General features: G+C 40.4%; 14 protein-coding genes. 10 read left to right on the top strand and 4 right to left on the bottom strand.

The features are described from left to right. The first annotated feature begins 159 nt into the window (after window positions 1-159). The 3 genes from recA (at window position 160) to ABJV04_RS01280 (ending at window position 2,244) form a co-directional block, all read left to right on the top strand. Complete coding sequence (gene recA / locus ABJV04_RS01270) at window positions 160-1,194, top strand: recombinase RecA (protein WP_348489288.1); 1,035 nt, start codon at window positions 160-162, stop codon at window positions 1,192-1,194. Between the two features lie 367 nt (window positions 1,195-1,561). Next, window positions 1,562-2,008 carry a PA2169 family four-helix-bundle protein gene (locus tag ABJV04_RS01275; RefSeq protein WP_348489289.1) on the top strand — a complete coding sequence of 149 codons (447 nt, stop codon included), beginning with the start codon at window positions 1,562-1,564 and terminating at the stop codon, window positions 2,006-2,008. Between the two features lie 77 nt (window positions 2,009-2,085). Next, complete coding sequence (locus tag ABJV04_RS01280; RefSeq protein WP_216046824.1) at window positions 2,086-2,244, top strand: YqaE/Pmp3 family membrane protein; 159 nt, start codon at window positions 2,086-2,088, stop codon at window positions 2,242-2,244. A gap of 94 nt (window positions 2,245-2,338) precedes the next feature. On the opposite strand, the gene ABJV04_RS01285 is transcribed toward ABJV04_RS01280, so the two are convergent. Continuing rightward, a complete protein-coding gene (locus ABJV04_RS01285) occupies window positions 2,339-3,145 on the bottom strand; it encodes an endonuclease/exonuclease/phosphatase family protein (RefSeq protein ID WP_348489290.1) in 807 nt (268 codons plus the stop codon). Between the two features lie 389 nt (window positions 3,146-3,534). On the opposite strand from ABJV04_RS01285, the gene ABJV04_RS01290 reads away from it, so the two are divergent. The 4 genes from ABJV04_RS01290 (at window position 3,535) to ABJV04_RS01305 (ending at window position 5,187) form a co-directional block, all read left to right on the top strand. Then, window positions 3,535-3,852: a DUF883 domain-containing protein gene (locus tag ABJV04_RS01290; RefSeq protein ID WP_348489291.1), complete on the top strand. Its 318-nt coding sequence runs from the start codon at window positions 3,535-3,537 to the stop codon at window positions 3,850-3,852. A gap of 6 nt (window positions 3,853-3,858) precedes the next feature. Continuing rightward, window positions 3,859-4,296 carry a hypothetical protein gene (locus ABJV04_RS01295; RefSeq protein ID WP_348489292.1) on the top strand — a complete coding sequence of 146 codons (438 nt, stop codon included), beginning with the start codon at window positions 3,859-3,861 and terminating at the stop codon, window positions 4,294-4,296. Between the two features lie 8 nt (window positions 4,297-4,304). After that, window positions 4,305-4,544: a hypothetical protein gene (locus ABJV04_RS01300; RefSeq protein ID WP_348489293.1), complete on the top strand. Its 240-nt coding sequence runs from the start codon at window positions 4,305-4,307 to the stop codon at window positions 4,542-4,544. Window positions 4,545-4,815: 271 nt separating this feature from the next. After that, a complete protein-coding gene (locus ABJV04_RS01305; protein ID WP_348489294.1) occupies window positions 4,816-5,187 on the top strand; it encodes a hypothetical protein in 372 nt (123 codons plus the stop codon). 12 nt (window positions 5,188-5,199) lie between these two features. Here ABJV04_RS01305 and ABJV04_RS01310 read toward each other — a convergent pair whose 3' ends face one another. After that, entirely contained in the window at window positions 5,200-6,204 is a 1,005-nt protein-coding gene (locus ABJV04_RS01310) for a LysR family transcriptional regulator (RefSeq protein WP_348489295.1), read from the bottom strand. 518 nt (window positions 6,205-6,722) lie between these two features. Between ABJV04_RS01310 and ABJV04_RS01315 the strand changes: the two genes are divergently transcribed. The 3 genes from ABJV04_RS01315 to ABJV04_RS01325 all read left to right on the top strand — a co-directional run bounded on the left by ABJV04_RS01315 (window position 6,723) and on the right by ABJV04_RS01325 (window position 11,499). Beyond that, on the top strand, window positions 6,723-9,341 hold the full coding sequence (locus ABJV04_RS01315) for a TonB-dependent receptor (protein WP_348489296.1): 2,619 nt from the start codon (window positions 6,723-6,725) through the stop codon (window positions 9,339-9,341). Window positions 9,342-9,468: 127 nt separating this feature from the next. Beyond that, complete coding sequence (locus tag ABJV04_RS01320; RefSeq protein WP_348489310.1) at window positions 9,469-10,293, top strand: sulfite exporter TauE/SafE family protein; 825 nt, start codon at window positions 9,469-9,471, stop codon at window positions 10,291-10,293. 30 nt (window positions 10,294-10,323) lie between these two features. Continuing rightward, window positions 10,324-11,499 carry a histidinol-phosphate transaminase gene (locus ABJV04_RS01325; RefSeq protein ID WP_348489297.1) on the top strand — a complete coding sequence of 392 codons (1,176 nt, stop codon included), beginning with the start codon at window positions 10,324-10,326 and terminating at the stop codon, window positions 11,497-11,499. Between the two features lie 430 nt (window positions 11,500-11,929). Here the strand turns inward: ABJV04_RS01325 and ABJV04_RS01330 are convergent, their stop codons facing one another. Both ABJV04_RS01330 and ABJV04_RS01335 read right to left on the bottom strand, forming a co-directional pair. Further along, window positions 11,930-13,114, bottom strand: coding sequence for a histidinol-phosphate transaminase (locus ABJV04_RS01330; protein WP_348489298.1), 1,185 nt, complete (start codon window positions 13,112-13,114; stop codon window positions 11,930-11,932). 447 nt (window positions 13,115-13,561) lie between these two features. Next, window positions 13,562-14,362, bottom strand: an 801-nt coding sequence (locus tag ABJV04_RS01335; protein WP_348489299.1) for a transposase, incomplete at its 5' end; no start/stop codon positions are given.

Raw genomic sequence — 14,362 nt, forward strand, 5'->3', positions numbered from 1 at the left:
AACGCTCTTGGTCAGAAAAACACAAAACAAGTAAAACTGTACTTGCAACTGTATAATCATACAGTATACTTCTCAGCATAAAGTTTACGTTAAATAACAAATAAACAAGTTCGTTGAAGCCTTGTTTAATTTATCACGCTATTTTCGAAGGATATTCCGATGGACGATAATAAATCTCGCGCATTATCAGCTGCTTTAGGGCAGATTGAAAAACAATTTGGTAAAGGGGCGATTATGCGCCTTGGAGACAACCAAGCTTTAGATATTGAAGCGGTTTCAACCGGTTCTTTGACTATTGATATTGCGTTGGGAATAGGCGGCCTGCCTTGTGGCCGAGTGGTCGAAATTTATGGTCCTGAATCATCTGGTAAAACCACCCTAACTTTACAAGCTATCGCTGAAGCACAAAAAATGGGTAAAACCTGTGCCTTCGTTGATGCTGAACATGCCCTTGACCCAGTCTACGCGGCAAAGCTAGGTGTTAATATCGATGATCTTTTAGTGTCGCAGCCAGATACTGGTGAACAAGCATTAGAAATCTGCGATATGTTAGTACGTTCTGGTGCAGTGGATGTTGTGGTTGTCGATTCCGTGGCAGCGCTAACCCCTAAAGCTGAAATTGAAGGTGATATGGGGGATTCCCACGTTGGTTTACAAGCGCGTTTGATGTCACAAGCACTACGTAAATTAACCGGTAATATCAAGCGTTCAAATACCTTAGTAATTTTCATCAACCAAATTCGTATGAAAATTGGGGTGATGTTTGGTAGTCCGGAAACCACCACTGGTGGTAATGCGCTTAAGTTCTATGCTTCGGTAAGATTGGACATACGTCGTATTGGTGCGATTAAAGACGGGGATGAAGTTGTTGGTAACGAAACCCGAGTTAAAGTGGTGAAAAACAAAGTAGCACCGCCATTTAAACAAGCCGAATTCCAAATTTTATATGGCCAAGGTATTTGTAAAGAAGCGGAGTTGATTGACTTAGGTGTTAAGCAGAAGTTTGTTGAAAAGGCTGGAGCTTGGTATAGCTACAATGGCGAACGTATTGGTCAAGGTAAAGCGAATGTAGTTAAATACCTTAGAGAACATACAGATATGGCCGATGATATTGAAAAGCGTCTTAGAGCTGAGTTATTACTGTCTAAAACAGTCAAACCAGAAGATCCTGTAGCTTCTGAGGATGTGTTGTAACCCTAACCTTATACACATCCCTTAAGCGTGAGTTCCCCGCTAACAAAGTTGGCGGGGTTTTTTATGTTTTTTAATAGCCACCTGTCTTTGTAAACTTTCCATTCCCAGAGTAAAAATTTTACAGTTATAAACCTTTACCTTTCTTTCTAATCCTTTATTTACCTTCTTGTTACTATTTCATTCATTTTCTTTTTTTAATTTAAGTTATTGAAATATATGAATAATATTTAATCATTCAGCTTATTTAAGTGTTTATTTCCAGAGTTTTTTCACTATGGTGTGCTTTCTGCAACCTCTTTAAATGAGTAATGACACAATCAAAGAGCAATTTTGATTATTTATTTTCGATCATTAAAAGGAGATTTTTATGAGTAATGAAGTGAAACAAGTAAACAAAGTAACTGACGTGATTGAAGTCCTAAGAGCGGGCGCAGACTTTTACGAAGAAAGCATTGATAAAGCTACGCATCAATCTGTAAAACAAGTTTTTGCGCGAATGATGTTTGAGAAAAAAGCTGCAATTGAAGCTCTTCAGCCATTCGCTATCGCCGAAAAAGGCGAGAAGGAAAAGGGTGAGTCTATCACTGTGAATGTCCGCAACATGTACACAAAATTAGTAGGTGCATTATCGTTTGACAAAGAACATACCTATGTCAGCCAGCTCGAAGAAGTGGAAGATAAAACCTTAGAAGTAATCGATGAGGCTCTTGAAGAAAAGCAGCCTGATACATGTACATTAGCACTTCGTGAAATTCGAGGCACAATGCAAGCATGTCATGATGAGATGAAGGCATTGCAGGAAATTACTGCTTAGCCGATAACGTAAGTGTTATAAGCCGCTCACAGAGCGGCTTATACATAGAATGTATTTAATAAATATTGAGGTAAATCATGGATATCATCAGACTAATACTAGCAATTCTACTTCCGCCTGTTGGTGTATTTCTTCAAGTCGGATTTAGTGGCGCGTTTTTCTTAAACATACTACTAACCATTCTTGGTTACTTGCCAGGTATAATTCACGCAGTTTGGATTATTGCCAAAAGATAATACGAGTTTTGGGCAGTGTAACGAGCAGTGTAAAGTCCGCCACGCATGGACAACGTGTGCTAGCGGACTTCCCTATTATCAAAACCTTCAGCAGTTAATCCATATGGCTTTTTACCATCAACTCTGTGTACAGAGGAAAGTGGTCAGAATCTATTGACGGAAGCCTTTTGATATCTACCAACATAAAGTGTTGGGAATGAAAAAGATGATCGAGAGGCCACCTAATCACTGGGTAATCTGCATGAAAGGTATTAAAAAATCCCCTCCCAATTCTAGGGTCTTTTAAACCACTCAAGTGACGAAAGTCTCGTGTGGTGGGCGACCAGGCAACATCATTTAAATCACCGGTTACTATAGTTGGCTGCTGGGAGTGTTTCACTTCATCGGCAATCAAAATCAACTCTTTGTCTCTTGGTTTTGCAGTCTCATTTTCTGTTGGAGATGGTGGAGCAGGATGCATAAAATGAAACTTCACTTTGACGTTTTGTGGGAATTGAATATGACAATGAACTGATGGAATATCCTTCTCAATTAATTCTAGAACCTGTAAATCCGAAATTTCATATTTACTATAAACATGCATTCCATATAAATTTTCTAAGGGTTTATTGACTCGATAAGGAAAGTTTTCATGAATGGGGGTTAACGCATCTTGCCACCATTTGTTGGTTTCTAAAGTCACTAAAATATCTGGTTTATATTCAGTCACTATATCTATTAGTTTTTGTACCGATTTATTCGGCATTAATACGTTTGCAGTAATAACTTTTATGGTTACATTGGATTCTACTTGTGAATTTTCTGCCTGTTTTACTTCTTTTGGATATAAAAATGTATAAGGGAATATCCAAATGGACTGATATATTAAACTCGCTAGGTTTAAAAAAAGTAGACAATACATCAAAGTCGTTTCCGTGAAAGAAACTGTCAGTAGAATATTCACTAAGATCAAGAAGACTATCTGAACTCTGGGAAATTCCCAACTGCGACATAACCAATGATTACTAGGTAATAGTGGAAGTAATGTTATGGCCACTAGAAAGCCGGTTGTGCAAATTAGACTTGTTTCCAACATATTTTTTTTACGTTTTGATGTAATTGTTGCAAAGAGTATCAGAAGTATTTACAAGGTGAACCCTATAATTATAAGTCGAGTCTAACCGAAACACTTTAATTGACTGTTTTAACTGCATTAATTCATATTTTTTTAAATGGCATATTCGTTGCTCCTTAACCATTACTATCTTTCCATAATTGATTGATAGTCCGTTAACCAAAAAGGAGAATGACATGTCGAATCAAACACAATCAGCTACCAATATTCCTAAGCAGGGCACTGATAATTCAGAGACACCAATTTCTGATAAGGTAACCGATGCTCTTCATCATTCAGTTGACTCTTTGTCGAAACAAGCGGCCAAAACTGAAGAGAAAGTAAGACACTCAGCTACCGCTTCTGCTGAAACATTATCTGAAAAGCAGAAAGAAGCTCTGGACTACTGGAATTCGTCATCAATTGGTAAATTTACTAAAGAGAACCCAGTCGCAACAGCTGGTATTGCATTTGCCGCAGGTATGGCTCTGACTGCACTACTAAAAAGAAAGTAATCACCCATGATTGATGGCGACACTCACCAAACTCAAGAATCTGCAGCGCCTGAAAACGACGTTGCAGATTTGGCTGACCTACAGGCTTGTTGGGCAAGAGTTTGGGCGTCCCAGAAAGAACAAGTCAGTAAAGCGAAAAGCCTAGCGGCCCAAGAGTTTAAACTTACAATAAAAGCGTTTTTGTTGAGCGTGGTTTGTATTCTATTGTTAGTAGGCGTCAGTTTAATAATCTGGATAGCCTTACTCTTAACCGTTGGCTATGCTGCACTCAATTACGGTGTTCATTGGTTGCCCATCGCAACACTTTTCATTTCACTAAACCTGATGATGTTTTGGCTTATTCACAGAGAATTTAAGAATGCCGCTCGTTCAATGGGATTTTCTACAACAATCAATGCGGTTTTTGGTAAAACAAACAAAAACGCACCAGACACCGCAAAGTGAGGCTTAGTATGTTTGACTTATTAGCAGAACAAAAAGCTCGCGTTGCAAATGAAGCCGTCTTATATAACGTGACAAGAGACGTAAAGCAGCAAACTTTAGACAATGCAACGCAGCAGTCTAAACAGTGGTTGAGCTCTCCCAAAGGAATATTTACCTCATTTGTAGCAGGCTCTTGTTACGAATTGCAATCGAGCTCAGATTCAAGCTCAAGCAAAACCATCGTAAGTATTTTACTCAGACTTATTTAATAATTAGGCGATATTTTGTATCGCCTTAAAAAAATGAAGTGTAAGTAATTTTTACACGTCTTCAGAAAAAACTTTCCATTTCTGGTTTTTAAATCCTCGGTTATCTGCAAACAATAAAAATGCACATGGTGGTGTTTTTATCTAGTTGTTTTTAAACGATAAATATCTCTAATTTATTGTTGGTTGATACTTGTTTTTGGTATTAAAACTGCAGTGTATAAGGTTAATAAACTTAAGGTATTTAAGCACAATCTTTTAATAAGGAAAGGCAATGAAGAAGCTAATTTTAAGTTCAGTGATCATCATCGCGATTTTAAGCTCAGCCATGGTTGATGGACAGACTGAAGTGGCCACTATAGATAGTTCTGATCCTGTGAACCTTCTGCTGAAACGTTTTGAGAGCAGGTTACAAGAAGCAGATAAAACCTTAGGGGATCGCAATAGCCGACTTCGCTTGGAGCGAGCATTATATTACTACCAATCCTCTAAACGTTTATACCAGGCCAACTGGCGGGCAAAAGCTCTGGATCATGCAGACCGGGGCCTGAAGTTGCTAGATCTTAGAGAGCAAGGAAGTTCTGATTTTGTGCAGCATCCAAGTGCTAATTTTACAAAACCATTGTCAGACTCCCAAGGAATATAACCTCAAACTGAGTTAACACACTACTTTGGAGGTCTGATAAGGCGGGGGATGAATGTGTCTATCGGACGAGATTGCTAATCGACCTCGCCAATGTGATAACGCTTGTTCACTAGCCGTTACCGCTTTGATAACGTTCAACATTTGAATTGAAGCATCCGATATACGCATACCCTTGTTGGTGGTTGCTAACACCAGCCTGGTCATTTCAGGCTGTTCGATTTTAAGAGCTTTAACCACTTTGCTTTCTTCTAAGTGGTACATTGCCGAGGAAGGTAAAATCATTAAGCCTTCACCTTGGATAACTTGTCTAAGCCCAGTCATTAATTGCCCCGAGTAGGCTTTGTCATGTTTTAGAGCAACGCCAGTTTTTTGCTCATAATTATTTATTAGTTGCCCTAAGGCGTCTTTCAGACCCGGAGTCAAAAGCTCAAATTGACTTAGCTCCCAGAAATTTACGGTGTCTCGGTTGAGCAATTGTTTATAATTTTTTGCACTGTCATTACTGCCGACGACCAAATACATGTATTCTTCAATAAGCGGGTAGGCGCTCATGAAGCTCTGTTCAATTTCTTGTTCATAGGTTAATGCAATGTCGAGTTGATTTGTTTTAAGCCACTCTTTTACTGCATAAGATGGACCCGTACTAATTTCTAGTTTGATGTGGGGATGAAAGTGATTAATTTCAGCAATCAGTGGCATTGATAAAACGTTGCCTATTGAAGGTAACATTCCAACTCTCACTACACCTGAGGATTCGGTTACTAGTTGTTGTAGCTCGATCTTAGCGTCATTGATGTTCTTTGTAATTGATTCGGCATGTTTAACAAATATCTGACCTGCTTGGGTAAGTGTTACTCCTCTGAAACTGCGTTCAAGTAAAACGGCTCCCATTTCTCTTTCTAAATTTGCTAACTGCTGACTAATGGCGGGTTGGGCAATATCCAAGTCTCGGGCAGCTGCTGCTATGCTACCTTTTTGAACGGTTATCAAGAAGTACTCTAGCTGTTTTGTGTTCACTTAAGACAATGCCTCTAAAACAATTATTTGATGGTCTTTGATGTCCTCTATTGCACTAAATTAGTTACAAATCATTTTTGAACTCAATTTTTGCACTATCCTTTGTAATTACTTGTAAATTAAGCATTTTTTATACCATTACTACAATCCTGTTCGACTGTTAATGTAAAAAACATGTTTAATGTAATTCCAAACAATCTTTTTTTTAATCAAATTCAATTTATATGTTTTTGTTATCTATAGTAAAAATGTCAGGGTCAATATTTTTCTTATAACCCTCAATAATCTTTTTTCTTCCGCCTTGTCACAGCATTTTTTAGTCTCTGTGCTGATAAATGATAGGCCTAAACTCCTATCACAATATTCACTTGCCTGAAGTTGGTGCTTAATTGAACCCTGAAAGGGCAGTCCCTCAAGTCAGAATACATTTAGGAATTTAGAAAAAAATAAAACAAAAAAAGAAAAATAAAAAATCAAAGCATGAAAGTTAGAACACACACTTTATAGAGGAACACTCAATGAAATTAAACAAAATCAATGCTGCAATATTAGCGGGATTATCTGGTTGTGCCATTTCTCTGCTGAGTGCACCTTTAGCATATGCGCAAGAAGCCGCCGCAGAAGATGATAATCTGGAAAAAATAGCTGTAGTCGGGGCTCGTGGAGCGCCTAGAACAGTAACCAGTTCTCCAGTACCTGTAGATGTACTTAGTGCTGACGATTTAAATGCCGTAGCATTTTCGGATATGAACGATGTCCTAAAAACCTTAGTGCCATCTTATTCAGTTTCTCGTCAACCTATTTCAGATGGTGGAACCTTTATTCGCCCCGCTCAACTGCGGGGATTACCTACTGACAAAACCTTAGTTTTAGTGAATTCGAAACGACGCCACCGCGCTTCTTTAGTATCTATTGGTGGTTCAGGTACGCAAGGACCGGATTTAGCAACAATTCCCACCGCAGCGATAGCGAGTGTGGAAGTACTGCGTGATGGTGCTGCAGCACAATATGGTTCTGATGCCATTGCTGGTGTAATCAACTTTCAGCTAAAAAATAATACTGAAGGGGGCATGTTTTCCGCGGAAATGGGGCAATATTTTGAAGGCGACGGAGACCAATTAGTCATTGCCGGTAACAAAGGTTTTGCCTTAGGTGATGATGGTTTTTTAAGTATCTCAGCTGAATATTCAGACTCAGACGCAACGTTCAGAGGAACCCAGTATTGTGAGGATTGGTTCTGTGTTGACGACCAATCTGCAGAATATATTGCCGCTGCAGAATTGCAAGGTCAAACAGTTCATGGTTCGTCACAAGTGCAACCTTGGGGACAGCCTAATTCAAGCGGTACTCGAATATTTGTAAACGCAGGTTATGCACTTTCAGATGATGTTGAACTCTATGGATTCGGTAACTATTCAGAAAGTGAAGGGGACGGTGCATTCTTTTATCGTTATCCGGGGAATGGCACCATTGAAGATCTGCGTTTAGAAGATGGTTCTATCTGGAATCCTATTGAAATATTTCCTGGCGGCTTCACACCGCGTTTCTTTGGTGATGTAACAGATTACTCTCTGGTTGGCGGCATAAAAGGAATGAGTGGTGCTTTTGGTTATGATTTAAGTGCCCGTTATGGTTACAACGAAATTTCTTATACCTTAAGCAATACCATTAACCCTTCGATGGGGAATTTTTCACCTACCTCATTTAAACCTGGTGACTTAAGTAATGAAGAGACTCAAATTCAAGCTGACTTCACCTATGACATGGATGAATATATTTTCGCCTTTGGTTTGAGTTACATGGATGAATCTTACGAAATTTCTGAAGGTGAAGAGGATTCGTATTTTGCTGGTCCTTATGCCTCTTCTGATCCATGGGACTTCTGTACCGATGCTTATGTGCCTACAGAAGCCGGTGAAGCGGTGATCGCCAATGGTTTTACTTTGGATTGTGCGAACTATACTACTAATGACTCGAACGATGACGGCATTGAAGATGATGGCATTGTAGGACTCGAGCCAGCTTACCGTGTAGTGGGTGTGGGTTCTAATGGTTTCCCTGGTTATTCCCCTGAATTCTCGGGCAAATACTCTCGAGATTCTTATGCTGCCTATGTGGATGTTTCAGGTGATATCACCGATAAACTATTTGCTCAAGGTGCATTACGTTACGAAGATTATTCAGATTTCGGTTCAGAGGTTGTTTATAAAGTTGCAGCAATCTATCAATTTACCGACGAATTTGCGGTAAGAAGTTCATACGGTACTGGATTCCGCGCGCCAACCCCTGGTCAACAAGGTACAACCAATGTATCCACTCGTTTACCTGATGGATTCCCTGTTGCAACGGGTTTGTTTCCAGCTGGTGGTTCAGTTGCCCAAGCACTTGGTGCCGAAGAGCTTCGCCCTGAGTTATCTACTAACTTTACATTGGGTTTGACCGCAGCAATTGGTGATTTCAGCTTAACCGTTGACTATTACCATATATTATTGGAAGACAGAGTGTATTCTGTTTCTACAATGGATGTGTCTACCGATCCATCAACCGATGAAGATTACGCCAATTACTTAAGCCTTGCTGAAGCGGGCGTGGTAGGTGCTGAGTCTATTGGTGGTGTTTTCTTCTTCCAAAATGCCTTTGATACGGTAACTGAAGGCCTTGATATTGTTGGTACTTACGCACTGAAATCGGATTATGGTGACACTATGTTTACCGCTTCGATCAATTATAACTCTCAAGAGTTTGATTCAGATCCTAGCGTATATCTAAACGCAGAAGATCAATTCGATTTTGAGAACGGAGTACCCGAAATGCGCGGTGTGTTCTCGATTAATCATAGTTACGAAGATTGGATGGTAACGACTCGGTTCAGTTATTACGGCGAGTATGAAAATGCCAACGATAGTACGGCTGAAACTGACATCCAAACTTTCGGTTCCGAGTTAATGGTTGATTTGGAAGGTACTTATCATATCAATGATATGTACACCGTTTCTCTGGGTGTTCGTAACATCTTCGATAATTATCCTGATGTAGCCACTATGGGGGATTCTTGTTGTGGACGAGTATACCGCTCAGATTCAGTAGTTGATTGGCAAGGTGGTTATTATTACGCCAAGTTTATCGCTAACTTCTAAATCCTAAGGTCTAGAACATAATAGCAATAGCAGAAGGGGCGTAAGCCCCCTGCTCATTTTAACAGAACATTTTTTATTCAAGTTGAGAAAGTATTTTGATAACAATTTTTAGTGGAGCGATGTTGTGATGGAGATAGAGTTACTCTGGTTCGTTCTAACCTTATGTTGCGCTGGCGCTATAGCTGGTATTACCGCAGGTTTATTCGGCAATGGTGGTGGATTTGTTGTAGTACCGGCTTTATTGGCGGTTTTCCCGTTTTTCACTCCCAACTCTGAACAGTTGGTGAAAGTAGCTATAGGTACCTCATTGGCTTCCATCGTGGTGTCTAGTGCCCGTTCGGTGATGGCTCATCGTCGCCGAGGTGCTGTTGATTTTGATGTGCTCAAGTCATGGTCAATTTGGATTGTGTTGGGGGTATTGGGAGGATTAGCTATTGCTAATCATACTAGCAGCGTGGGTTTAACCATAGTGTTTGCTGCTGGTGTCTTATTGTATTCAATCTATTTTCTTTTTCCAGATTTTGTTGTTCGTCCCGGTATGTCGTTTTCAATGCCCTCTGGTATGGGCAAAGCCACTTTGGCATTTGTACTGGGAGGGTTTTCAGCGCTACTGGGCATTGGTGGCGGAACGCCAACGGTTATCACTATGGTGATGTGTAAACGCACCATACAACAGGCTGTGGCAACGGCTGCAGGTGTGGGCTGTTTAATTGGGCTACCAGGGGCCATCGGATTTTTATTTATGGAAAATACTAGCCCTGAAAGCATGCCAATTGGCACTGTAGGTTACATCAATCTTCCCGCGCTAATTGCCATCAGTGTTGGTTCCATTCTTACAGCACCATTTGGTGCTTCATTGGCCCATAGCTTCAGCGAGAAAAAGCTCAAACGCTTGTTCGGTATTTACTTAGTGATTGTATCAACAGCCATGTTTATCAAAGTTTTGTCGTAGACATATTTTAAGAAGAAAAGGAAAATAATAATGACTTATAATCCATCTAGACGCTTATTTTTAGGGGGCAGCATTGCTGCTTCTGCTGCCGGAGCTTCAGGTTTAATAGTACCTGCAAGTATGGCATCTGCCGCTACTACACCGGCACCAAAGGTTAGTTACGGACCTGCTGCAGGTATTGCTAAATTGAATGCGAATGAAAATCCCTATGGCCCTAGTCCTGAAGCTTTAAAAGCTATTTCTCAGGCGAGTAGTCAAGGCGGCGCTTATTATGCCTATAATGCAGGTATGTATCTGCGAGATATGATTGCAGAAAACTACAGCTTAAAACCGGGTAATATTTCTATTACTGCTGGATCGTCCTTAATTCTTGCCTTTGCTGCTCTGGCGGCGACAACTAAAGGTGTTATTTTAGGACCGGATTTATTTTGGGATACCACGTCTAAAGCGCCTATTAGCCAAGGTGGGCCAGAAATTCGTCGGGTAGCTAATACCGCCGATTTAGAAATTGATCTTGATGCCCTTTATGATGCCATTGATGATGACGTTGCTATGGTACATGTGTGTAATCCAAACAACCCCACTGGGCGAATTCTTGATCCGATGAAGCTCAAAGAGTTTTGTATTAAAGCATCTAAGAAAACCCTGGTTTTGGTGGATGAAGCCTACAATGAACTCATCGAAGATGGTCCAAAACATTCGATGATCCCGCTTATTAACCAAGGCCACAATATCATCGTAGCCCGTACCTTTTCTAAAATTTATGGTCTTGCGGGTATGCGTGTGGGGTATATGTTGGGTTCTGAAGAGAACATCGAGTTTATCAACAGATATGGATTGGGCGGTTACTCTATCAACCAAGCTGGTTTGGCTGCTGCTATTGCTAGTTATCATGATGAAGGTTTTAAAACTTTCTCTAGAGAAAAAGTGATGGAAGCCAAAGGTATTATCCAGTCGGCGGTAAAAGCGAATGGTTTGACAGCTTTACCTTCAAGCACCAACTTTGTGTTTGTAAATTTGGGTGAAAATGGTGATGCCAATTCATTTCGAAAAGCGATGGAAAAACAAAATGTGTTGATCCGCGGACAATACCGTACTTACCAACCTTGGTCACGAGTCAGTACTGGAATAATCAAAGATGTACAAATGTATGCTGATGCAATGCCTAAAGCATTAGAGGACATGCATAAAATGATGAAGTCTTAAAAGAGTTAGAGGACATCCATAAAAAAGAGTTAGAGGACATCCATAAAATGCTGAAGTCTTAACAGACAGCAGTTTTAGTTAAATCGAAAAATTGCGATTTAAAAACAACCCCATTATTTCTTTTAAATAATGGGGTTTTTTAATGGGAAATGTTTGCAGCAGATTTAGAGGAAGATTTAGAGGACATCCATAAAATGCTGAAGTCTTAACAGACTTAGAGAACATCCATAAAATGTTGAAGTCTTAACAACAGACAGCAGTTTTAGTTAAATCGAAAAAAGAGTTACAGGACATGCATAAAACGAAGAGTTAGTTAGTATTGTTCCAGCTCGAGGCTAAATTTCTCGAGCTGGAACTTTTGGTTTTAGGAAATCTGGTTGAACTCTGACTCACAATGTTGCTTGCTAAGATGTCAGAGTTGCAACATTGATTATGCTAAAACTGTTTTTAATGCTTTAACACAAGCATCGGTCTCTTCCGGTGTTCCAATACTAATGCGAGACCAGGTGTCGTAACCAGGCCATGTTCTGCCCACCACCTTGATACCTTCGGCTTTCATTTTTTCCGAAAACTGATCGTGGGGCATACCAGTATCCATATAGATAAAATTCCCCTGAGGATTTTTAGCATATGGACGTCCTAGCTCTAGTGCAGCAGTGGTTAACTTAGCGCGCTCGGTTTGAACACGTTTGCGCATCGTAGTTAAGTTTGCGTGATCATCCATACTCGCCATACCAGCAACTAAACCGAGATAGTTCACACCACCCATTCTTAACATACGACCAATGACTTTGGCCTGCTCAACAGGCATGATGGCATAACCTAAACGTTGGCCAGCCATTGCATGTATTTTTGAGAATGTGCGACAAATAACCACGTTGTATCCGTCGGCTGCTAACTTTGATTGAACGTTGGTTGGATATGCGTCTGACATCTCAATGTAGGCTTCATCGATGAAAACTTGGGCCTTCTGTGACACTCGTTTTGCAAATTCGGTTAGCTTAACAGGATCTACTACGCACCCAGTTGGGTTATTTGGGTTACAGATATACACCGCTGTGGTGTCATCTGTGACTGCTGCTTCAATAGCGTCTAAATCAAAATTCATATCGGCGTCTAATGGAACATAAGTCACATCTGCGCCCATAAATTCTGCGCCACGAGGTACACCTTCGTAGGTGGCCATGGAAGTGACTAACTTATTGCCGTTTTTGGTTATCCAGTCTGCGTATCCAAAAAGGATAGGAGAAGAGCCATTCGTTACGACAATCTGTTCTTCGGATACACCTTCTTGGGCTGCAATTTTCTTTTTCAGAACGTCGACAGTTGCATCAGCGTATCTTCCAAGATTGAACAACTCAGATTGCATGGCTTCCGCAGCTTTTGCTGAAGGTCCAAATGCGTTTTCATTTGAGGATAATCGAATAAGCCCATCGTTCACATTTGGTGTAGCTGATGGAAAGTGATCAGTTTTCATGCCTGCGGCATTTAGCTCTTTTACACTTGAATCTACGCATGCAGACAGTGCAACTGCTCCCGTACCTAGTCCAACGGATTTTAGCCATTTGCGGCGTGAAGAATCAATTATTTTAGTGTTTGTTATATCTTGTTTCATTTGCCACTCTGTCTAAAAATTACTGGGATTTTAGATTAAATCCTATCGCCCAACGATGCAATGGTAAATGGGGATTAAGTAGATGAAATAGATAGAGTTTTGTATTTTCTCAAATGCGTGTTTAACTAGTGTAAATTAAGTTAAAACCTTGCTGCTCATTTTACAAAATAGTAACTTGGACAGGCATGTTTTTAGGTATTGCTCTTAACGATTAACTGAGGGATTTAAAAGTGGACAGGCATAGATTTGAGGCTGGCGATTAAATCTATTTTAAGAATGCTGCGTAACTTATAGGATTATTTGCAAATTTTTTAGTGTGAATAATAACTTGGCATTGAGTTTTAATGCAAAAACAAAAATGACACGCCGTGGAAGTATTCCATTATCAACGAATATTGATTGGCCTTAAATCTTGACTTGATTAAACCGCTAGTAAACTCAACAAACTTAGCGCTTTTGCCGACGTCGTCGTTTATAGGTTTGGAGGGTGTCGATTTGCCCAGCGGCCACACTAAATGTTGTTTCAAAGCATGAAAATAGACTGCTCCAAGTTTGTTCATCTAAACCTAGTCGCTGCAGGATAGGGGATTCATCAATATTTATTGCTCCACGTTTACTGGAATGGAGGGTGCGCCCTGATAGGTCAACTAATTTCAGGTAATCGATGAGTTCAAACGGCAAACCTGTTGACTGAGGTTGTGTTGTGCCGCCCACAAATGGCATCAGTGTGGAAGGTTGTTTTCCTTTTTTTAAATCGAATATGCGTCGTCTGATGCTGGTATGTTTGGAGGTTTCAGGCGTATTGGCTAGCTTTGCTCGGATTGGGTTCAAGTCTACATAAACCATACAGGCGGCTATTGCATGCTCATCCAATAAGGCTTGAGATTTAAAACGTCCTTCCCAAAAATGGCCAGTGCATTGGTCTTCTTGATTGGCTTTTCGGGCAATGGGCTCGTTAAGTTCACGCATAAACCAACTAATGTCCATTAACCGCTGTCGATAGATGGATAGGGTAGCCTGTAAACTGTCTGATTCTATCGCGGTTAACGACGGGGTATCACTGCTCATGAAGGTTTGAGTTAACAGTGTTCCCTTGTGCAATTTATGCCACCTTGCACACACTTGTTTATCCGTCCAGCGCTTAACCTTATCAACATTAACATGCAATACCACATGGGAGTGGTTGCTCATAATGGCGTAAGCGCAGACATCAATAGCGAATACCGTGGAAAGAAACAGTAATCGGTC

Origin of the sequence: Aliiglaciecola sp., from assembly GCF_039982535.1 — a bacterium.
Classification (GTDB): Bacteria; Pseudomonadota; Gammaproteobacteria; order Enterobacterales; family Alteromonadaceae; genus Aliiglaciecola.